Source organism: Photobacterium frigidiphilum (assembly GCF_003025615.1).
GTDB classification, from domain to species: Bacteria; Pseudomonadota; Gammaproteobacteria; order Enterobacterales; family Vibrionaceae; genus Photobacterium; species Photobacterium frigidiphilum.
Window position 1 is genome coordinate 78,501 of the sequence record NZ_PYMJ01000021.1, and the last position, 21,472, is coordinate 99,972.

The 21,472-nt window shown below is 42.8% G+C and carries 21 protein-coding genes, 1 rRNA gene and 1 riboswitch; of the genes, 19 read left to right on the plus strand and 3 right to left on the minus strand.

Translation table 11 applies throughout. The features are described from left to right. Positions 1 to 38: 38 nt before the first annotated feature. The 13 genes from gspD to cysQ all read left to right on the plus strand — a co-directional run bounded on the left by gspD (position 39) and on the right by cysQ (position 11,884). The gene (gspD, locus tag C9J12_RS18655; protein ID WP_107244083.1) at positions 39 to 2,051 is read left to right on the plus strand and encodes a type II secretion system secretin GspD; all 2,013 of its coding nucleotides are present in this window, start codon (positions 39 to 41) and stop codon (positions 2,049 to 2,051) included. Positions 2,052 to 2,065: 14 nt separating this feature from the next. Next, entirely contained in the window at positions 2,066 to 3,550 is a 1,485-nt protein-coding gene (gene gspE, locus C9J12_RS18660) for a type II secretion system ATPase GspE (protein WP_107244103.1), read from the plus strand. Next, positions 3,550 to 4,782: a type II secretion system inner membrane protein GspF gene (gspF, locus tag C9J12_RS18665; RefSeq protein WP_107244084.1), complete on the plus strand. Its 1,233-nt coding sequence runs from the start codon at positions 3,550 to 3,552 to the stop codon at positions 4,780 to 4,782. The genes gspE and gspF overlap by 1 nt, the downstream gene beginning before the upstream one ends. A gap of 22 nt (positions 4,783 to 4,804) precedes the next feature. Next, positions 4,805 to 5,239, plus strand: coding sequence for a type II secretion system major pseudopilin GspG (gspG, locus tag C9J12_RS18670; RefSeq protein WP_107244085.1), 435 nt, complete (start codon positions 4,805 to 4,807; stop codon positions 5,237 to 5,239). 17 nt (positions 5,240 to 5,256) lie between these two features. Beyond that, positions 5,257 to 5,838: a type II secretion system minor pseudopilin GspH gene (gene gspH, locus C9J12_RS18675; protein WP_107244086.1), complete on the plus strand. Its 582-nt coding sequence runs from the start codon at positions 5,257 to 5,259 to the stop codon at positions 5,836 to 5,838. After that, a complete protein-coding gene (gspI, locus tag C9J12_RS18680; protein ID WP_107244087.1) occupies positions 5,835 to 6,194 on the plus strand; it encodes a type II secretion system minor pseudopilin GspI in 360 nt (119 codons plus the stop codon). The genes gspH and gspI overlap by 4 nt, the downstream gene beginning before the upstream one ends. Further along, a complete protein-coding gene (gene gspJ / locus C9J12_RS18685; protein WP_107244088.1) occupies positions 6,181 to 6,852 on the plus strand; it encodes a type II secretion system minor pseudopilin GspJ in 672 nt (223 codons plus the stop codon). The genes gspI and gspJ overlap by 14 nt, the downstream gene beginning before the upstream one ends. After that, positions 6,852 to 7,892: a type II secretion system minor pseudopilin GspK gene (gene gspK, locus C9J12_RS18690; protein ID WP_227876405.1), complete on the plus strand. Its 1,041-nt coding sequence runs from the start codon at positions 6,852 to 6,854 to the stop codon at positions 7,890 to 7,892. The genes gspJ and gspK overlap by 1 nt, the downstream gene beginning before the upstream one ends. Beyond that, a complete protein-coding gene (gene gspL / locus C9J12_RS18695; RefSeq protein ID WP_227876406.1) occupies positions 7,861 to 9,162 on the plus strand; it encodes a type II secretion system protein GspL in 1,302 nt (433 codons plus the stop codon). The genes gspK and gspL overlap by 32 nt, the downstream gene beginning before the upstream one ends. Further along, positions 9,159 to 9,635, plus strand: coding sequence for a type II secretion system protein M (locus tag C9J12_RS18700; protein ID WP_107244090.1), 477 nt, complete (start codon positions 9,159 to 9,161; stop codon positions 9,633 to 9,635). Before gspL ends, C9J12_RS18700 begins: the two co-directional genes overlap by 4 nt. 2 nt (positions 9,636 to 9,637) lie before the next feature. Beyond that, positions 9,638 to 10,396, plus strand: a complete 759-nt coding sequence (locus tag C9J12_RS18705) for a type II secretion system protein N (protein ID WP_107244091.1) — start codon at positions 9,638 to 9,640, stop codon at positions 10,394 to 10,396. A 93-nt stretch (positions 10,397 to 10,489) separates the two neighbouring features. Further along, positions 10,490 to 11,041, plus strand: a complete 552-nt coding sequence (nudE, locus tag C9J12_RS18710) for an ADP compounds hydrolase NudE (RefSeq protein ID WP_107244092.1) — start codon at positions 10,490 to 10,492, stop codon at positions 11,039 to 11,041. A gap of 9 nt (positions 11,042 to 11,050) precedes the next feature. Next, entirely contained in the window at positions 11,051 to 11,884 is an 834-nt protein-coding gene (gene cysQ / locus C9J12_RS18715) for a 3'(2'),5'-bisphosphate nucleotidase CysQ (RefSeq protein ID WP_107244093.1), read from the plus strand. An 89-nt stretch (positions 11,885 to 11,973) separates the two neighbouring features. Here cysQ and sthA read toward each other — a convergent pair whose 3' ends face one another. Beyond that, positions 11,974 to 13,383: a Si-specific NAD(P)(+) transhydrogenase gene (gene sthA / locus C9J12_RS18720; protein ID WP_107244094.1), complete on the minus strand. Its 1,410-nt coding sequence runs from the start codon at positions 13,381 to 13,383 to the stop codon at positions 11,974 to 11,976. 340 nt (positions 13,384 to 13,723) lie between these two features. On the opposite strand from sthA, the gene fabR reads away from it, so the two are divergent. Next, complete coding sequence (gene fabR / locus C9J12_RS18725) at positions 13,724 to 14,356, plus strand: HTH-type transcriptional repressor FabR (RefSeq protein ID WP_107244095.1); 633 nt, start codon at positions 13,724 to 13,726, stop codon at positions 14,354 to 14,356. Between the two features lie 23 nt (positions 14,357 to 14,379). Further along, entirely contained in the window at positions 14,380 to 14,754 is a 375-nt protein-coding gene (locus C9J12_RS18730) for a YijD family membrane protein (protein ID WP_107244096.1), read from the plus strand. Between the two features lie 85 nt (positions 14,755 to 14,839). On the opposite strand, the gene trmA is transcribed toward C9J12_RS18730, so the two are convergent. Then, the gene (gene trmA, locus C9J12_RS18735) at positions 14,840 to 15,946 is read right to left on the minus strand and encodes a tRNA (uridine(54)-C5)-methyltransferase TrmA (protein ID WP_107244097.1); all 1,107 of its coding nucleotides are present in this window, start codon (positions 15,944 to 15,946) and stop codon (positions 14,840 to 14,842) included. Between the two features lie 146 nt (positions 15,947 to 16,092). Continuing rightward, a riboswitch (cobalamin riboswitch) is annotated at positions 16,093 to 16,316 on the plus strand. 38 nt (positions 16,317 to 16,354) lie between these two features. On the opposite strand from trmA, the gene C9J12_RS18740 reads away from it, so the two are divergent. The 3 genes from C9J12_RS18740 to murI all read left to right on the plus strand — a co-directional run bounded on the left by C9J12_RS18740 (position 16,355) and on the right by murI (position 19,765). Further along, positions 16,355 to 18,175 carry a TonB-dependent receptor domain-containing protein gene (locus C9J12_RS18740; RefSeq protein WP_107244098.1) on the plus strand — a complete coding sequence of 607 codons (1,821 nt, stop codon included), beginning with the start codon at positions 16,355 to 16,357 and terminating at the stop codon, positions 18,173 to 18,175. A gap of 48 nt (positions 18,176 to 18,223) precedes the next feature. Then, positions 18,224 to 18,892: a Dph6-related ATP pyrophosphatase gene (locus C9J12_RS18745; protein ID WP_107244099.1), complete on the plus strand. Its 669-nt coding sequence runs from the start codon at positions 18,224 to 18,226 to the stop codon at positions 18,890 to 18,892. An 84-nt stretch (positions 18,893 to 18,976) separates the two neighbouring features. Beyond that, positions 18,977 to 19,765, plus strand: coding sequence for a glutamate racemase (gene murI, locus C9J12_RS18750; RefSeq protein ID WP_227876407.1), 789 nt, complete (start codon positions 18,977 to 18,979; stop codon positions 19,763 to 19,765). On the opposite strand, the gene C9J12_RS18755 is transcribed toward murI, so the two are convergent. Next, on the minus strand, positions 19,734 to 20,192 hold the full coding sequence (locus C9J12_RS18755; RefSeq protein WP_011219973.1) for an RNA recognition motif domain-containing protein: 459 nt from the start codon (positions 20,190 to 20,192) through the stop codon (positions 19,734 to 19,736). The genes murI and C9J12_RS18755 overlap by 32 nt on opposite strands. A gap of 676 nt (positions 20,193 to 20,868) precedes the next feature. Here C9J12_RS18755 and C9J12_RS18760 point away from each other — a divergent pair. Continuing rightward, positions 20,869 to 21,472, plus strand: a 16S ribosomal RNA gene (locus tag C9J12_RS18760); the annotation flags it as partial.

Consider the following 21,472-nt stretch of genomic DNA (forward strand, 5'->3'; position numbering starts at 1 on the left):
TCAACAGCGGAACACGCGATTAAGCGCAGGAGTTTTTTGTGAAAAAATGGATGAGTAAAAGCGCCCTGTTTTTAGCAGGTAGTTTGCTATGTAGCTCAGTGATGGCCAGTGAATTTAGTGCCAGTTTTAAAGGAACTGATATTCAAGAATTCATTAATATTGTAGGGCGAAATCTACAAAAAACGATCATTGTCGACCCTGCGGTGCGCGGTCAAGTCAATGTACGTAGCTATGACCTTTTAAATGACGAACAATATTATCAATTCTTTTTAAATGTTTTAGAAGTGTATGGCTTTGCTGTTGTTGAAATGGATAACGGCGTACTAAAAGTAATTCGTGATAAAGATGCCAAAACATCTGCGATACCAGTGATAGATGGTAACGATAAAGTCTCTGGTGATGAAGTCGTCACCCGTGTTATTGCCGTTCGTAATGTGTCGGTGCGTGAACTCTCGCCGTTGCTGCGTCAATTGAATGATAATGCGGGCGCAGGTAACGTTGTGCATTACGACCCGGCGAATATCATTATGATTACGGGGCGTGCTGCGGTGGTGAACCGTTTGGCTGAAATCATTGAACGTGTTGATCGTGCTGGTGATAAAGAAGTGGATGTTGTTGAGTTGCGTAATGCCTCTGCCGCTGAAATGGTGCGCATTGTTGATGCGTTAAATAAAAGTGCCAGTGCTAAAACAACGCCAGGTTTTTTACAGCCTAAAGTGGTTGCTGATGAGCGTACCAATGCCGTGCTGTTATCGGGTGACCCTCAGGTAAGGAAACGCCTTAAAAAGCTGATTAATCAGCTGGATAGAGAGATGGCGACGTCTGGTAATAATCGGGTTATTTATCTGAAGTATGCCAATGCTGAAGATATGGTCGATGTACTCAAAGGTGTATCTGATAACCTCCAAGCTGAAAAACAAGGCGGAAGTAAGACCCCAGTTGGAAGCAGTAAGGGCGCCGTTATGATTTCTTCCCATACTGGAACAAATTCCCTTATCGTGACCGCGCCGCCAGATATTATGCGTGCATTAGAAAGTATTATTGCTCAGCTAGATATTCGCCGTGCGCAGGTACTGATTGAAGCCATGATTGTTGAATTGTCTGAAGGCGATGGCATCAATTTCGGGGTGCAGTATGGTTCAGAAGATGGTGGCGTTATTCAATTTGGTAACTCGGGTGTACCCATATCTCAATACGCAATTGGTTTGCAAGAAGCGCAAGATGTACCAGGATCTACAGTAACTGACGTTAACAGTAATGTGACGGTTAATGAATCAACTCAAGGTGATTTCTCTACGTTAGCAAGTGTGCTTGGCGGCGTTAACGGTGCAGCAATGGGTATCGTGCTGGGTGACTGGACGATGTTGGTGAATGCTGTCGCAACAGACAGTAACTCGAACATACTGTCATCACCAAGTATTACGGTGATGGATAACGGTGAAGCATCGTTTATTGTCGGTGAAGAAGTGCCAGTGGTAACAGGTTCGACTTCAAGCTCAACTAATGATAATCCCTTCCAAACGGTGGAACGTAAAGAAGTCGGTATCAAGCTAAATGTCACCCCGCAGATTAATGAAGGTGACTCTGTTCAGCTTAAAATTGAGCAAGAAGTCTCAAGTGTATTAGGCGCGAGTGGCGCTGTTGATGTGCGTTTTGCTAAGCGTCAGATCAATACTACTGTGTTGGTTCAAGATGGACAGATGATTGCTTTAGGCGGTTTGATTAGCGAAGAGACCAAAGAGAGTGAGTCTAAAATCCCGATCCTAGGTGATATTCCATTCTTGGGTTTCTTGTTTAAATCGACCAACACGACTACTGCAAAAACGAACTTAATGGTATTCATTAAGCCAACCATTATTCGCGATGGTGTGACTGCCGATGGCATTACTCAGCGTAAATATAACTACATTCGCGCAGAGCAATTATATAAAGCGGATCAGGGCTTAAACTTAATGCCAAATACTAAAATGCCAGTATTGCCTAAGTTTGGTGAGAATATTGAGCTGCCGCCAGAAGTGCGTGCCTTTGTTGCACAGCTGGAGAATCAGTAATGGATATAGGTAGCATGGAAGACACGGCAATATCGTTGTTCCGTCTGCCATTTTCATTTGCGAAGCGTCACAGTGTTGTGCTTGAAGCCAGTGAAAGTGGTTGGACGTTATCCTATAGCGGACAACTTTCTGCGGTCGTCTTAGCGGAAGTTCGGCGTGTTGTGGGAAGTGGCTTTACGCCAATAGAATTGACCAGTAAAGAGTTTGAATTAAAACTCACCGAAGCATATCAACGTGGTTCATCTGAAGCTCGGCAGTTAATGGAAGATTTAGGCGCTGATGATGATTTTTTCTCACTTGCCGAAGATTTGCCTGAAACCGAAGACTTATTGGAATCGGAGGATGACGCACCAATCATTAAATTGATTAATGCCATGTTAGCAGAAGCTATCAAAGAGGCGGCGTCAGACATCCATATTGAAACCTTTGAGAAAGCCTTATCAATCCGTTTTCGTGTTGATGGTGTATTACGTGAAGTATTGCAGCCTAGCCGTAAATTGGCACCGTTGCTGGTTTCGCGTATTAAGGTCATGGCACGTCTTGATATTGCAGAAAAACGTGTTCCTCAAGATGGGCGTATTTCGCTGCGAATCGGGGGCCGTGCAGTAGATGTCCGCGTATCGACGATGCCGTCATCACATGGCGAGCGGGTTGTATTGCGTTTGCTTGATAAAAACGCCACCCGACTTGATTTGCATAGCTTGGGTATGACTGCTGAGAACCATAAAACTTTCCGTCATATTATCCAGCGTCCACACGGCATTATTCTTGTAACTGGTCCGACAGGTTCGGGTAAATCCACTACCTTGTACGCTGGTTTACAAGAGCTGAATAGCCAAGAAAGTAATATTCTTACCGTTGAAGACCCGATTGAATTTGATATCGATGGGATAGGGCAAACACAGGTTAATACTAAAGTTGATATGACGTTTGCTCGTGGTTTGAGGGCCATCTTACGTCAGGATCCTGATGTCGTTATGATTGGTGAAATACGAGATTTTGAAACGGCATCGATTGCTGTTCAAGCTTCTCTAACTGGTCATATGGTGTTATCAACCTTACACACTAATACCGCGATTGGTGCGGTTACTCGATTACGCGATATGGGTATCGAGCCTTTCTTGGTTTCATCGTCATTGTTAGGGGTATTGGCTCAACGTTTAGTGCGTACTTTATGTGTTCAGTGCCGAGAACCCTATGAGGCAAATCTCGAGCAGAAGAAACTCTTTAATATCAGTACCGATGAGCCATTAACGCTATATCATGCTGTAGGTTGTGAGCACTGTAATAACAAAGGCTATCGTGGTCGTACTGGTATCCACGAGCTGTTATTGATTGATGATAATGTTCAAGAGCTTATCCACTCTGAAGCGGGTGAGCAGTCGATTGAGAAAGTTATTCGAGAGTATACGCCAAGTATTCGAGACGACGGTCTAGCCAAAGTTAAACGCGGTATCACGACACTTGAAGAAGTGATGCGTGTAACCAAGGAGGGCTAATGGCTGCATTTGAATATAAGGCGCTAGACGCAAAAGGTCGCCAGAAAAAAGGTGTGCTTGAAGGCGATCATGCTCGTCAGGTTAGGCAGCAGCTACGCGAAAAAGGATTGATGCCGGTTGAAGTTGTGCAAACAGAAACGCGTAGTTCAGCCAAAAAGATGGGGGCGAGTAGTACTAAATTTCAATTTCGTCGTGGGATCAGCACCAATGAGTTATCGCTTGTCACACGCCAATTAGCCACATTGGTTCAAGCGGGTATGCCGCTTGAAGAATGTTTAAAAGCGGTTGGTGAACAAAACGAACAGCCACGATTACGTAATATGCTATTAGCCGTACGTTCTCGGGTTGTTGAAGGGTATACCTTGTCAGACAGTATGGCAGAATATCCTCATATTTTTGATCAGCTCTTTCGTGCCATGGTGGCAGCTGGTGAGAAGTCGGGTCACTTAGATACCGTCTTAAATCGCCTAGCTGATTACACTGAAAATCGTCAAAAAATGCGCAGCAAACTTCAGCAAGCAATGATTTATCCGACCATGCTAACGCTGGTGGCGGTTGCCGTTGTCGCATTTTTGCTGGCAACGGTTGTCCCTAAAATTGTTGATCAGTTTGTCCAGATGGGGCAAAAGTTACCAACCATTACCGAAGTATTATTAGCAGCCAGTAACTTTGTTCAAAATTGGGGCATCGTTGTGGTTATCGTGATTATGTCGATTATTGCGTTGATCAAAAGTGCACTAAAGAAACCAGCATTTAGATTGAAGTGGGATCGCTGGGTATTACAAATTCCGGTGATCGGCAAGGTTGCTCGTGGTCTGAATACATCCCGTTTTGCGCGTACTCTTTCAATATGTACATCGAGCGCTATTCCGCTGCTTGATGGGATGAAAGTCGCTTCAGATGTAATGACCAATACATGGGTAAATAAGCAAATTATTGAGGCATCAGAAAAAGTACGTGAAGGTGCTAGCCTGCGTATCTCGCTTGAACAAACCAAACTGTTCCCACCTATGATGCTACACATGATAGCCAGTGGTGAACGAAGTGGTGAACTGGAGCAAATGTTGACTCGTGCCGCAGATAACCAAGATCGTGATTTTGAATCTTTGGTGAATATGGCGCTGGGTGTTTTTGAACCATTATTGATTGTCGCAATGGCTGGCATTGTGATGTTTATCGTTATTGCCACGCTAATGCCAATTATTGAATTGAATAATATGGTTGGTATGTAGTTTTTCCTTTGGAGGTTTTTTCATGCAACGCAAACAACGCGGCTTTACGCTGTTAGAAGTTATGGTCGTTATCGTTATTCTTGGCGTATTAGCCAGTTTAGTGGTACCGAACCTATTAGGTAATAAAGAGAAAGCGGATCAACAAAAAGCCGTTACCGATATCAGTGCGTTAGAGCAATCGTTAGATATGTATAAATTGGATAACAGTGTTTATCCAACAACCGATCAAGGTCTAGAAGCATTAGTCTCTAAACCTTCGTCGTCACCTGAGCCTCGTAATTACCGTGATGGTGGCTACATTCGCCGTTTACCTAACGATCCTTGGGGCTACGAGTACCAATACGTGATGCCGGGTGAACATGGTCCTATTGATATCTTTAGCTTAGGTGCTGACGGTCAAGAAGGCGGTGAGGGTAATAATACTGATATTGGCAACTGGAACATGTTGGACTTTTAAGTCTAGCGTTTAATGATATGAATAAACGTGCGGCGGGTTTTACCTTAATTGAAATGATGTTGGTGTTAGTACTGCTAGCAACCAGTGCTGTAGCTGTGATTATTTCATTGCCAGAGAGCAAAGACGACAAGGTAAAAGACGAAGCTGCACGTTTTTATCAGCTCGTTCAATTATTGGGCGAGGATGCATTACTTAATGGCGTTGATTACGGTATTCGGATTGAACGCCATCGTTATCAGTTTCTTGAGCTAACCCGCAATGATTGGCAACCCATAAAAGAATCGAAATTTTTTACTGAGGTCGATGTTGGTGAAGACATTAACCTAAGGGTCGAAATCGGAGGTTATTCATGGCAAGACAAAGATCGCCTGTTTAAGCCGGGTTCATTATTTGATGAAGACATGTTTGCAGAACAAACTGATAAAAATAAAATTAAGCCCCCACAGGTTGTTGTGATGGCAAGCGGTGAGTACACCCCCTTTACGTTAGATTTTGAGATTGATGGGCAAAATCAATTTTGGCATGTACAAGCAGATGAACTCGGACAGCTATTCCTTCTTCATCCCGGTGAAGAGCTAGATGTTGAGAAGAAACGATGAAGAAAAATCGTGGAATGACGTTATTAGAGGTGCTGGTGGCTCTCGCGATATTTGCTATCGCAGCACTGAGTGTGATGAAAGCGGTCAGCCAACATTTGAATACCTTAGGATATTTAGAGCAAAAAACCTTTGCCATTATGGTGGCCGATAATACGCTCGCCACGGTACGGCTTTCGGGAAAAATTCCCACAACAGAAAAGCGTGGTAAATCGAAACTCGCCGGTCAGGAATGGTATTGGTCGGTAAAAAGTACAAAAACGGCTGATGGGTATTTGCGTGCTGTTGATGTCACGGTTGCCACAGATTCAGAACGAAAGAAATCCGTTGTCTCGGTAAGAACTTATGTTGCGAATTAATCATCCTTGCTCTTCTCATCGGCTCCATTCTTCGCAGCAAGGTTTTACGTTGTTAGAAGTACTGGTCGCGATTGCTGTTTTTGCCATGTTGAGCTTATCTGCTTACCAAGTGCTAAATAATGTTCAACTCAGTAATCAACAATCGATAGAACACAATGATCGCTTACAGTCGATTCAACGTGCCGTTGTCATGATGGATAACGATTTTCGTCAGATAGTAGCGCGTCGAGTTCGTACGCAAGGTGAAAAGCCCAGTGATAAGTTGTTGTTGGCGAGTGAGTATCTATTAGGTTCATCGAGTCATGGAATAACGTTTACGCGTGCAGGCTGGCAAAACCCTCAACAGATGTTTCCCCGTGGTGAAAATGTACGCGTTGGCTACCGTATTATTGACGATACATTAGAGCGAGTATGGTTCCGTTATCCCGATACTGTGGTTGGCGTAGAGCCTTTAGTGAGAGAGATACTGTCGGATGTAACCGACTTGTCGTTTCGCTTTTACAGTGACAATAAATGGACGGAAGAATGGTCGAAAGATGCCGTTTTACCAGAAGGTATTATGGTAAAGATGACGCTGGCTGACTTTGGTGATATTGAACGTGTGTATATGCTGCCAACATCTGCCTTGAGTGCTGAAAGTAATGAGGATCCAGCTTAATGAATCATTTAAGCCGAATCACAGCACCGACAAGAATGAAATCGCAACAAGGCGTGGCATTAATCGTTGTATTATTACTGTTAGCGCTGATGACATTACTGGCTGCACAAATGACTGAGCGGCTACATCACAATTTTTACCGTGTAGAAAACCAAGTACTTAATCAGCAAGCCTATTGGTATGCCCAAGGAATGGAAGAGCTTGCCAAAGTCGCGATTCAGCAAAGTACCGATGATAGTGACACCATTAATTTGAATCAGGCATGGGCAACAGAAGGGCAGCGCTATCCTTTAGAAGGAGGCGAAGCCATCGGTAATATTCTCGACCGTCAGGCATGCTTTAACCTTAATGCGCTGAAGAACGTCAAGCAAGAAGCGGGGTCAAACAAAAAACCTTTCTTAGTCGCATATTTACAAGCGTTGCTAGAAGAGGTGGGTGTTGAGAGCTATAACGCGGAGGTAATTGCTGATTCCAGTTGGGAATATATTGATACTGATGATGTTGTTCAATCTGCTTATGGTGCGGAAGACAGCACATATGAAGGTTTTAGTCCGCCTTATTTACCGCCTAATGATTGGATTGCAGATGTCAGTGAGTTTCGAGCAATAAACGGTGTTACAGCACCGATTTATGAAAAGGTAAAACACTTACTGTGCGCCTTGCCGAGCGACGATATGGTGCTGAATGTTAATACACTAAAGGAAAGACAAGCTGCATTATTGGCTGCTTTATATAGCCCTGCCTTGTCGCTGTCAGATGCAGAACGAATTATTTCTGGTCGTCGTTTTGATGGCTGGGATAGTGTTGATGACTTTACTGCTGAATCGGCTATTGCGTCTATTAGTGGTGATGTTAAAGACAAAGCGAAAACTCACCTTGGTGTAAGCAGTAACTATTTTCAAATAGATACAGAAGTACTGGTTGATCGAGCCAGAATACGGTTAGTGGCATTACTTAAACGTGATGAGAAAGAGGTGACGGTTGTTCGTCGCCGTTATGGAGGGATCAGTGAGCGAATTTCTGACAATAAGGCTAAGTAGCCGGCCTGCACAGCCGGTGCAATGGCTGGTTTGGTCGCCACAGCAAAAAGAAGTGATTGCGTCGGGTCAATTAGCCGATATGACGCAATTAAGTGAACTTGCAGAGTATGCAGCACAGCGTCCAGTTATCGCCTTGGCACCAACAAGTGAACTATTACTCACCGACGTTGCGATTCCTGCTGGTAGTGGGCGTCAACTTACGGCGGTATTACCTTATCTATTAGAAGAGGAATTAGCACAAGATGTCGATTCTCTTCATGTACATTTGCTTAATCGCGAAGGAGACATTGCCAGTGTTGCCATAGTAGAGCATAAGCTCATCCAACAGTGGTTAGAAGCATTATCTGATGCTGGTATTGAGGTCACTAAGCTGGTTCCAGATTGCTTATGTTTACCGTTATTCAATGATGGTTATAGCGCCGTTGAATTGGGGCAACAATGGTTAGTGCGTCAATCAAAAGCGCAAGGTATTTGTGCTGAACCATCATGGCTTGGTAGTTGGCTATTGGCGCAGAAAGCCCCAATAGTACTCTCTACAGATACAGATACAGATACAGATACAGATACAGAAACAGAAACAGATACCTCGAATGTTGAACCCATTCATACAGAGTTGCAGCAGTCGACAAACGTTGTAATTCATAATTACAGCCCAGCCCCCAATGGCATGCCAGGTATATGGAAACCAGAAGCCCCTGAATTGGTGATGCAGCTACTGGCTGAAGGCGCTGCCAACAGTAAAGCCAACTTGTTATCAGGCTCTTATAAAATTCAATCGGCATGGCGTAAACATCTTAAGCCTTGGCGAAAAGTGGCCATTGCAGCAGGGCTGGTATTAACCACCGTCATTATTGAGCATGTAGTATCAGTTCAAAAAATGGAGCAGCAGGCACAAGTTTACCGTGCTGAAAGCGAACGTATATTTCGTGAGGTTTTACCTGAATTTAAACGCATACCTTCTCAAAGTTATCTGAAAAACCAGATGAAAAATGCCATCAGTCGATTAGGAGGCGCAGGGAACGATCAAGGGTTATTACCTTGGTTAGTCCAATTAAAGCCCGTGTTGAGTGAAGTGCCTCAAATGACGATTCAAAATGTTAAGTACGATGAAAATCGGGGCGAATTACGTCTTCAAGCAAGCTCTACAGAGTTTCAGCATTTTGAACAAATTCGCACGCTTCTGGCTGAACAGTTCATCGTAGAGCAAGGTCAGTTGAATAAAGATGGTGAGCGGGTTAATGGTACTGTCGTACTAAGGAGAAAATCATGAAAGCATGGTGGAAAGCCTTAAGTCAGCGAGAGCAACGCTTAATGTTAGGTGGCTCAGCCGCGTTAATATTGGCGATAATCTATTGGGGTATATGGCAGCCTTTGGCTAACCGTGCCGATCTGGCTCAAAATCGCATTCAATCTGAACGTCAACTATTGAGTTGGGTTGAAGATAAAGCGAATCAGATTGCCAGTTTAAAAGGCTCATCTGGTGCAAGTGCGGCGGTGAGCAATAAAGGGCTTAATCAAGTCATCAATGAAACGACAAACCGTTTTCGTATTGAGCTAATTCGGATGCAGCCTCGCAATGAGTCGGTCCAAGTATGGGTTAAACCAGTACCGTTCAATACACTTGTGAATTGGTTGGCATTTTTACACGAAGAATATGGCATTGAAGCCCAGTTTCTGGATGTCTCAAGAACGAAGAGTAATGGTATGGTCGAAGTGAACCGTTTACAGCTTGGCCGAGGGTAACAGTGAAGTTTAAATTAGCAGTTGGCGTCTCTTTTGGGGCGGTATTAATCGGTAGTCTTGTTGCTCACATTCCTGCAGCTTGGCTTTTGCAACAGGCCCCTGTCGTTAAAGGGCTAACTATTTCAGGTGTTAGTGGCACGCCTTGGCAAGGCAGTGCATCTCAGGTGCAGTGGCAAAACCAACGTTTTGGACGCATACAATGGAACATGAAATTAGGTGCGTTATTGTCTGGTGAAGCTGCATTTAACGTTCGTTTTGGTAAAGGCAGTGAGTTAGGGTTTAATGGGCGAGGCGTTATTGGTTATCGCGCATCCGGACCTTTTGCTGAAAATTTATTAGTTTCAGTTCCAGCTCAAAATGTTTTGAAATATGCCCGAGCGCCTATTCCAGCGACAGTGACGGGAAACCTCGAGCTGACATTGCGAGACTACCGTTATCAAGCGCCGTACTGTGATGTTTTAGATGGCTCACTTGCTTGGATATCAGGCAATGTAAGTTCTCCCCTTGGAACGATTAATCCAGGTCCCGTGATTGCAGATCTTAGCTGTGAACAAGGGGGACTAGCGGCACAAATTGATCAATCTTCAGCGGATGTATCGAGTAATTGGAAAGCGTCTTTAGATAAAACCTATAACTATCGTCTTGATGGCTGGTTTAAGCCTGGGGCCGAATTTCCACCTCAACTTGGTAAACAGTTAAAATGGTTAGGCACGCCAGATACGAAAGGGCAGTACAAAATCAACTATAAAGGTCGTATCTAGGTACCGTTTTTTTAGCGGAACGATTTTAAGTTTACTTTCAATCAATAGGTGGGTTAACTTTAATTGAATGAAAGAGTGATACAGGAATATGGCATGGCTGCTGATAAGAATAAACCTGAAATATTATCAACAGAGGTTGTGGCACAATCTCGACTATTTAAAATTGAATCTCTAGATCTTCGTTTTTCGAATGGCGTAGAACGAACCTATGAACGAATGATGCCTAGTGGTCGTCATGCTGTTTTGATCGTACCCGTTACCGCTGATGGTGATTTGTTACTTATTCGCGAATACTCTGCCGGCACCGATAGTTACGAGCTAGGGTTCCCTAAAGGATTAATCGATGCGGGTGAAAGCGCCGAGCAAGCGGCGAATCGTGAGTTGAAAGAAGAAATAGGCTTCGGATCTAATTTGCTACAACCATTGAAAGAAGTGATATTAGCCCCTTCGTATTTTTCTAGCCGTATGACGCTTTTCCTTGCCCAAGATTTATACCCTGAACAATTAGAAGGTGATGAGCCTGAGCCGTTAGAGATTGTTCGTTGGCCCGTTAGCCAAGGGGAAGAGTTGATCAATCATCTCGATTTTGCTGAAGCGAGAAGTATTACCGCCCTTTTTCTTGCATTAAAACAACTCTCACAATAGGAGTGAGTTATGGAATTATCTCACCTCATTCCCTCGGTGGTCGATATCGCTCGCGCATCTGGGCAAGTTATTTTAGATATTTACCAACGTGGTCAGTTTGAAAAATACATCAAAGAAGATAATACGCCAGTAACGAGTGCTGACTTAGCTGCTCATAAATTAGTCGTTGAGCGGCTCACAGAACTTACTCCTAATATTCCAGTATTGTCTGAAGAAGATGCCACTGTACCGCTAAAAGAGCGTAGTAAATGGGATCGCTATTGGTTGGTTGACCCATTGGATGGTACGCAAGAGTTTATTGCTGGTAGTGGTGATTTTGCGACGATTATTGCTTTGGTTGAAGGTAATAAGCCTATTATGGGGGTAGTCTATGCGCCCGTTTCTGGGGTTGTGTATTATGCATATAGCGGAAAAGGGGCATGGAAGATCACGCCTGAAGGGGAAACCGTTCGTATTTCGACGCATAAGCATGAATTGCCGACTCAATCGATAGCCGTTGCGATTAGCCGTCGTCAAGATATCAGTGCGATTACTAATCGCCTAGATCCAGCATTGAACTATGAATTGGTACCACTTGGCTCTGCGGCATTAAAAGCTTGCTTAGTTGCTGAAGGAGCTGTCGATTGTTATTTACGTCTTGGTCCGACTGGTGAGTGGGATACCGCTGCGACGCAATGTATTGTTGAAGAGGCTGGTGGACGCATATTGAATACGCATCTTAAGCCGCTGTCTTATAACGAGCGTGATACGTTAGAAAATCCGAATTTCATTACACTTGGTGATGAATCTTTGCCATGGGCAGATATTCTAACGCCAGATAATCGCTTGATTGATGTCCAGTAAGCGTCAACATGCCCTCGTAAATTCGAATTAAATAAAAACGGAGCTAAATGGCTCCGTTTTTATTGTTTAAGCTGTATTTTGAGCTCGCCTTAAAATAAACGATTTAGGCCGTTTAATGCTGCGACGCGATAAGCCTCTGCCATTGTTGGGTAGTTGAAGGTGGTATTGACGAAATAATCGATCGTATTACCTTCTCCTTTTTGCTCCATGATCGCTTGGCCAATATGAATAATCTCAGCCGCACGCTCACCAAAGCAGTGGATCCCTAAGATCTCTTTGGTTTCTCGATGAAAGAGGATCTTCAAGCTTCCCACTTCTGTCCCTGCAATTTGAGCACGAGCGAGGTGTTTAAACTGAGAGCGACCCACTTCATAAGGTACTTTGTCTGCAGTTAGTTGCTGTTCTGTTTTACCCACAGAGCTGATTTCAGGAATGGTGTAGATACCTGTTGGGATATGATCAATCAAGCTACCTTGTGCTTCTCCCGTTGTTATTGCTTGTGCGACAAAGCGACCTTGATCATAAGCGGCGCTTGCAAGGCTTGGGTAGCCGATGACATCCCCAACAGCGTACACATGATCCACATCGGTACAGTAATTTTGGTTAACGACAAGTTGCCCACGAGAATCGGGCGTTAAGCCTACCTTGCTTAAATTGAGTTTGTCGGTGTTGCCTGTACGTCCATTGGCATATAACAAGCAATCTGCACGCATTTTCTTGCCTGATTCTAAGTGCAGGATAATGCTGTCATCAGTGCCTTCTATTTTCTCAAATGTTTCACCGTTTCGTATCATTGCACCACTATTCCATAGGTGGTAAGACAGTGAGTCAGAGATCTCGTTATCTAAAAATTCTAATAAACGATGACGAGTATTGATGAGATCGACTTTTACGCCTAACCCTCTAAAAATAGACGCATATTCGCTACCAATAACACCAGCACCATAAATGATGATATGGCGAGGGTCGTGCTCTAGCTGCAGAATTGAATCACTGTCATAGACACGAGAATGATCAAAATCAACGCCTTCAGGATGATAAGGGCGTGAGCCTGTTGCGATTACAAATTTATCGGCACTATACAAATCGGTGCTGTTATCGGCATTTTTTACTCGAACGGTATGAGCATCAATAAAGCTGGCTTCGCCAAAAATGAGGCTACATTTATTACGATCGTAAAAGCCTTGGCGCATTCGAGTTTGTTTATTCACAACATCTTGAGCGTGACCTAAAATTTGGCTAAAGGTACTGTGTAGGCTGGAATTGTTTTTGCAATAAAGGGGGTTTTGATTGTACTCAATAATACGACTGACGGCATGTCTGAGTGCTTTAGATGGAATGGTTCCCCAGTGAGTACATCCTCCTCCTACGCTATTTTCTCTCTCGATTACCGCGACATTTAATCCAGCTTTGGTTAGCCCCATTGCAGCCCCTTCTCCACCAGGACCGCTGCCAATAATAATGGCATCAAAGTGAGTGGGCTTTTTGTTTTTTGTCATTATTTGGCCTTCATTATCATCTGTGCAACATTGGCATAGCGATAGTTTAACTTTTTATGGCGTGTGGTAGAATCGGCGGTAGTCGATAGGTGGGTAGTGATCACGTTGTTCTAACGAAATATGATAAAAATGTGTATTTCGCTACTTTAAAATGATGATTATTGTTTTAATCATCGCGTGATGAATTTGTGATGAAACATTAAAACTCATAATTACTGCTTTGATTCAGCGTCCATCAGGATTTAGTATGTTCAGATGCAGGTGTAATTACCATTCACGCTGAAGTGATAGATAAAACAGCGTATAGTTGCAAAAAAGTTCATAGAGAAGCTATAGATTCATGGGGATTAGGGCTCAACAAAAAGAAAAAACGCGCCGCTCACTTATCGATGCTGCGTTTAGCCAGTTAAGTGCAGACCGTAGTTTTTCCAGCCTCAGCCTACGTGAGGTAGCTAGAGAAGCCGGTATTGCTCCGACGTCTTTTTATCGTCATTTTAAAGATATGGATGAGCTTGGTTTAACAATGGTTGATGAAGGTGGTTTAATTCTTCGTCAACTAATGAGACAGGCTAGACAACGTATTGCCGAAGAAGGCAGTGTAATTCGTACATCCGTTGAAACATTTATGGAATTTATTGAAAGTAGTCCAAACGTATTTAGACTACTTTTACGTGAACGCTCAGGAACATCAGCAGCGTTTCGTGCCGCAGTTGCTCGTGAAATTCAACACTTTGTTGCTGAACTTACTGAGTACCTTGAGGCAAAAACAGGTGTGACGAATGAAGAAGCCTATATTCAGGCAGAAGCATCGGTCACCTTGGTATTTAGCTCTGGTGCAGATGCGCTAGATCTTGATCCTCAGGCTCGTGAAGAGCATGAAGAAAAACTTATCATGCAATTAAGAACAATTGCAAAAGGTGCCTATTGGTACCGTAAAGAGCGTGAGCGTCGTGAGCTCAGGCATAAACTATAACCTTATTTCTGTTGGTGAAAGATATGGAAAAAGAGCAAGTTAAAGCTGAACGTAAAACATTGGTGCTATCGCTACTCGCGGGCTTATGCGGTAATGCAACGTTGGCTGTATTGACATCAAGCTATGTCACGTTTTCGATTTTCCCTGTAATTGCATTCGGTATGGCATTGTACTGCTTATACCAAGAGTACTTAAGCAAGCCGATGACGGAAGGTACCCCTGCGATCGCGTTCTCATGCTTCCTTGTTGGTGCATTCGGGTATTCCGCATTCTTACGTGCACAATTACCAGAGATGGGATCAAACTTCTTACCTCTTATGATTTCTTTAGGCCTACTATTCTGGGTAGCTTATAAGATGGGTATTATGAAGACACCTGCAAAATCAGCTGAAGCTTAAGCTGGAAAGATAGGTATAAAAAAGGCGCTAATCAGCGCCTTTTTTGTTATCTATAATTTATCTTTTGGTCGATTATAAATATTGTTTATTTGCGTTCCAACAAGACACCCGCTTCCATATGGTGGGTATATGGGAACTGATCAAATAATGCAAAGCGAGTAATTTTGTGTGTTTGGCTTAGCATCTCAAGATTTTCTTTTAATGTGTCAGGGTTGCAAGAGATATACATAATACGTTCATAGCCTTGCACCATGTGACATGTACCTTCATCCATACCTGAGCGTGGCGGATCAACGAAGATAGTATTGCAATTGTAGCTCTGTAGATCGACGTTTTGGGCTTTTAGGCGGCGAAACTCACGCTTGCCCGCCATTGCATCAGTAAAATCTTCAGCAGACATACGTACAATCTGTACGTTATCAATATTATTAACCGCAATATTGTATTGTGCTGACTCTACTGAAGGTTTAGCTAGCTCTGTTGCAAGAACGCGTTCGAAATTCTTAGCCAGTGCTAATGAGAAATTACCGTTACCACAATATAGCTCTAACAGGTCACCTTCACTGTCTTGCGTGCAATCGACCGCCCACTCCAGCATCTTTTGTGCGACTTCACCATTAGGCTGGGTAAAGCTATTCTCAACTTGCTTATAGGTTAAGGTTTGATCGAATACATTGAGTTTTTCGATAACGTAATCACGATCTGCCACAATTTTCATTTTTCGAGCGCGACCAATGATGTTCAGGTTAAACCCTTCATCATTTAAGCATTGCTTCAGTTTCTTAATTTCAACTTCCCACTCTTCATCCAATTGACGGTGGTACAACAGTGACACTAAGATTTCACCGCTCAATGTTGATAAGAAATCAACTTGAAATAATTTGTGGCGAAGCGTTTGGCTTGGCTTTAGCGCTTCTACTAGCAATGGCATTAAATCGTTAATTAAGCGACTCGCCGCAGGGAATTGATCTACGCGGTACTTTTCGCGAGTCTCTTGATTGAACATGACATAGTAAAGATCTTCGCCTTCATGCCACATTCTAAATTCAGCACGCATGCGGTAATGCTCTGCAGGAGAGGCAAACACCTCAAGCTCGGGTGTCTCAAAATCTTCAAAGATGTTTTGAATACGCTCTGCTTTTTCATCCAATTGCTGTTGGTAACCAGCGGTATTAAGTGCCGTGGATGTCATTAGTGTGCCTCAAACTGCTCAAAATAAGAGCGCAGATTTTATTGCATTACTGACCGATGTCCAGTGTTGTCCGAGATAAAAGTGCAGTTTTGGCTAATTAATAATAGCAAAGAGCAAACAAAGCTAGACAACAAAGCTAATGATAACTAGCATCGCAGTGCGCTGGTTTGCCAAATATGGCTAGGGAATACGGTGAAATTCCGTGACTGACGCGCAGCGGTGATAGAGAACGAAAGCACACGGACGTAAGTTCCAAACACTGTTTCAGACAATTGCGCAATGCAATCGGTATGAAGCGGGAAGTTGTTGCCTAGGTGGTTACCCAATCATGCTCTTAAGTCCGAAGACCGACCAGTGTACGAAGCAAATCGTTGCTTAGTATTAAACGCGACTTAAGGTATCCATATAATGAAAAAAACGCTTTTAGCAGTGGCGTTGGCGCCGTTGTGCCTTCCATCCCAAGTTTTTGCTGCCGATGAATCATCAAATGATGTCATGGTAGTTACCGCCAACCGTTTCGAACAGCCCATTAAAAATGTAATTGCTCCTATTTCTGTTGTCACCAAAGAAGAAATTGATGCGATTCAAGCAAAGTCTATCGCGGAAGTATTGCGTCGTTTACCGGGTGTGCAAGTCGTTTCTGGTGGCTATGGCCAAGCAACAGAAGTGTATGTTCGAGGGACAACATCTCGTCATTTACTTGTGATGATTAATGGTGTTCGTATTGGTAGTGCAACGTTAGGTAGTGCTGATTTTAGCCAGATCCCACTTACAGGCATTGAGCGAATTGAATTAATAAGAGGTTCTCGTGCTGCACTCTATGGCTCAGATGCAATCGGTGGTGTATTAAATATTATTACTGCTTATCAACCGGGAGAATCTGTTGCGGAAGTGACTGCTGGTGGTGGTAGTGATGGTTTTTATCAGCTTGGTGGTTCGGTGGCTGGTGGTCTGGGTGAATCTGGTTGGGGGAAAATTGCCTTAAAAAAAGAAGGTGCTGATGGCTTTTCTGCCCGAAAAGAACCTTTCGAACAAGATGATGACGGCTTCAAAAATAGCAATGTTGTGGCAGAGGTGGGTACTCATGTAGGTGATCATTGGAAATTGAGTCTACAAGGTTATTATCATGACGGTGAAAGTGATTATGATGATTCATATGGTGCACCTAATGCACAAAGTGAAAGCTCTCTTTTTAATATCGCCGCAAAAGCTGGGTACTCGGATAACAAGTTAGATAGCCAATTTACTGTTGCTCAAAACCAAGATGAGAACCGCAATTTCAATGATGTTAGCAATGGTAGCAAGATAAAAACTGAGCGAACCGTTGTTAATTGGCAAAATCATTACCAATTAACTGATGGACTAGAACTGGGTGGGGGCCTTGAGTGGTATCGTGACTCGGTATCAAATACTGGCATGCAGTATGCTGAAGATGAGCGTGATAATACAGCTGTCTACTTAACCTCTATCTATCGTATTAGTGATTGGCAGTTTGAAGGTAGTGTACGTACTGATGATAATGATAGTTATGGTACGAACAATACTTGGCAATTAGCGACAGCTTATAATATTACCTCTGAACTCAAAGTATCAGCCAATGCAGGCACTGGCTTTAAAGCGCCAACATTTAATGATTTATATTGGCCTGATTCCGGTAATCCTAACTTGAAGCCTGAAGAATCAAAAAACTATGAAATTTCATTATCTGGCACTCATCAGTTGCTTGATTGGAGCATAACAGGATACCAGTCAGAGATTGATCAGCTTATTGCTTGGGCTCCCAAAGATGCGAGTAATCCATCAGGTGATTGGATTCCTATGAATGTTGACGAAGCTGAAATACAAGGGATTGAGTTAACCGCAGGTTTTGCAACGGGTATGCTTTACCATGATGTTAGCTATGATTACTTGGATGCGAAAGATAAAGGCTTAGATAAACAGCTTATTCGTCGTTCGAGAGATAGTGCTAAATGGAATGTCTCGTATCTTGCTGACCAATGGCAATTGGATGTGAGTGCTATTTATAAAGGCACAAGCTATGACGATGCTGCAAATACCAAGAAGTTAGATGCTTATACCTTAGTAGATGTTGCTGCTAGTTATTTTGTAACTGACAATTTATCTGTTAGAGGAAGAATTGCGAACCTCTTCGATAAAGACTATGTAGCGAAAGAGACTTATAACGTTCAAGAGCGCAGTTATTACGCGACAGCAACGTATAAATTTTAAGCTAATAAAAAGAAACCACCTTCGGGTGGTTTTTTTAACGGAGGTATAATGAAACCAATCAGCGTTATCGTCAGCTGGTCATCGGGTAAAGATTCAACACTGACCCTTATTAAATTACTGAATGATCCAAACTACAAAGTGGTTGGCTTATATACGACATACCTTATCGATGAAGTACCTTTTCAAGCAACACCAATCGAAGTTGTAAAAAAACAAGCGGCATTAGCAGGGCTGCCTTTGGTAACCATAGAATTACCAGAAGTCTTTCCGCCTAACGATATTTATCAATCTTTAGTGGTGAATGGGTTACGTAATAGTGGTTTAGATATTGATGCCGTCGCATTCGGTGATATGTTTTGCAATGGTATTGCAGATTACCGCCGTAGCTATATAGAGCCTGCAGGTTGGGAGTGTATCTTCCCTTTGTTAGGGCAAGACAGTCAACGACTAGCCCAAGAAATTATTGAGTGTGGAATTGAAACGTTAGTTGTAACGGTCGATACCAGCCAACTTGACGGTAAATTTTGCGGTGAGTGGTATAGCCATCAATTTATCTCAAGCTTACCTATGCATACCGATCCCTGTGGTGAGGATGGCGAATTTCATACGTTGGTCGTAAAAGCGCCATGTTTCGATGGTGAGTTAAAAATAGAGTTAGATGAATGTGATCGAGAAGGGCGATTTCATTATCAACGTTATCATTTAGTCAAAGAATAAGTGGATACGATAAGAAAGGTTCGGATTTATACGGTATCGCAGTATTATTAGTGCTTTGTGAATATGTAAGAAGCGTGGTGAATAGTGAAAACGGTACTTATCTTTGATTCTGGTGTTGGTGGTTTATCGGTATATCAGGAACTACAAGCTCTTATACCGCAAGTGCAGTACATTTATGCTTTTGATAATGCTGCATTTCCGTATGGTGAATTAGAAGAAGATGTATTGCTTCAAAGAACTCAGCATATTGTTTGTTCATTAGCTGAACAGCATAACGTTGATCTTGTCGTTATTGCATGCAATACAGCAAGCACGATCGTACTACCGACATTACGGGAAAGTTTATCGATTCCAGTGGTTGGTGTTGTTCCTGCGATAAAACCTGCAGCAACCCTTAGTCAAACAAAAGTCATTGGGCTATTAGCAACGCCAGCGACGATCCACCGTTCTTATACCCACGAATTGATTTCATCATTTGCAAATGATTGCGAAGTTAGAATGATAGGTTCAACACGCTTAGTTGAAATAGCAGAAGAGAAGCTTCGTGGTTTGCCCGTTTCTATCGATGAAATTGCTGAGATTATTAAGCCTTGGCAAAAAGACGTTGATTGCATCATTCTAGGTTGTACACATTTCCCTTTAATTAAAGATGAAATAAGGCAAGCATTAGATAAAGCAATTGTCATTGTTGATTCAGGAAAAGCGATAGCAAATCGCGTGAAAGGTTTATTGGGAGATTTACCATTAAGTCATAAAAAGCATTTAAACCTTACATACAACAGTGCCGCAACAAATAATGAAGCGGCACTGAATAGTAGTTTAGAGAAAATACAGCTAAATGCTATGCAACCTCTTCACCTTCTAGATTTTTAGGATCATTAGCTTCACGAATTTTTAAAGTTCGCTGGCCATATTCTTTATTGTTTAAGTTCTGAATTGCTGTATCAGCATCCGAGCTATTCATTACAACAAATCCAAAGCCTCGACGTTTCCCTGTGCGCTTATCTTTCATTAAACGTACAGCAAACACTTCACCATGTTCGGAAAAAAGGTTTTTCACATCACTTTCATTTGCACGGTAAGGAAGGTTACCGACATAGATCGTTTTGCTGCTTTGTGATGGATCAATAGGTTGCTCAGGAGATGGTTTAGAATCTTGCATGAAGCGTATTGCTAGACCAGTAATAACAGCACCAACAGCAAAAGCTATCGCTGGTGGAACTGAAACAAAGCTAAAGATTAAAGAGCCGATAATGGTAATCGCAATTACTGTTATCGTAGTTTGGTTAGATGATTTCATATAATAATTACATCGTCATAATTAGTAGGAGAGAATGCGTCATTGGTTATTTTAACAACAAAGTCACAATGATATTACTTTTATTGACTTGTAATTACTAGAAGGTGAATGTGACGACCCTCTAATGTTGAGATTACAAGCCATATGTTCACATTAGATGAAATAACCATCAAATAAAGTGTTTTTTATAAAAAATACTTGTCAGAGTGATCGAAGTCTCTATAATTCCGCTTCACTGACACGAAGCAGAATCAAAAATAGGTTTTAGCCGAGTAAAAGTAAATGAGTTTTAAACCGAATTATGTAAGACAAAGTTAGCTCATATCTTTACTATTCCATTAATTGGATAATTAAAGAGAGTCAAAAAGATGTTTTAACTAATTAGAATTTCTTCTTGACTTCATGATTTGCAGGTGTATTATACGCCTCCTGACTTGCTGAAGCGTTTAACGCCAAGGCATTGAAAGTCAACGTTCTTTAACAATTTGACCATGCAATCTGTGTGGGCACTCGTGAAATTTTAAGTCGAAAGATTTATCAATGAACTGAGTGACCTTAATCATCGCAAGATGACACAGTCAATTTATGCTTCATTTCTTCGCAAGAAGAATGAAACAAGAATATCAGTAAAAATCATTGAGCCGGTCGCCTTTTATAAGTGCGGCCAACAGAACTTTAATTGAAGAGTTTGATCATGGCTCAGATTGAACGCTGGCGGCAGGCCTAACACATGCAAGTCGAGCGGTAACAGGAATTAGCTTGCTAATTCGCTGACGAGCGGCGGACGGGTGAGTAATGCCTGGGAATATGCCTTAGTGTGGGGGATAACTATTGGAAACGATAGCTAATACCGCATAATGTCTTCGGACCAAAGAGGGGGACCTTCGGGCCTCTCGCGCTAAGATTAGCCCAGGTGGGATTAGCTAGTTGGTGAGGTAAAGGCTCACCAAGGCAACGATCCCTAGCTGGTCTGAGAGGATGATCAGCCACACTGGAACTGAGACACGGTCCAGACTCCTACGGGAGGCAGCAGTGGGGAATATTGCACAATGGGGGAAACCCTGATGCAGCCATGCCGCGTGTATGAAGAAGGCCTTCGGGTTGTAAAGTACTTTCAGTCGTGAGGAAGGGTATGTAGTTAATAGCTGCATACCTTGACGTTAGCGACAGAAGAAGCACCGGCTAACTCCGTGCCAGCAGCCGCGGTAATACGGAGGGTGCGAGCGTTAATCGGAATTACTGGGCGTAAAGCGCATGCAGGCGGTCTGTTAAGCAAGATG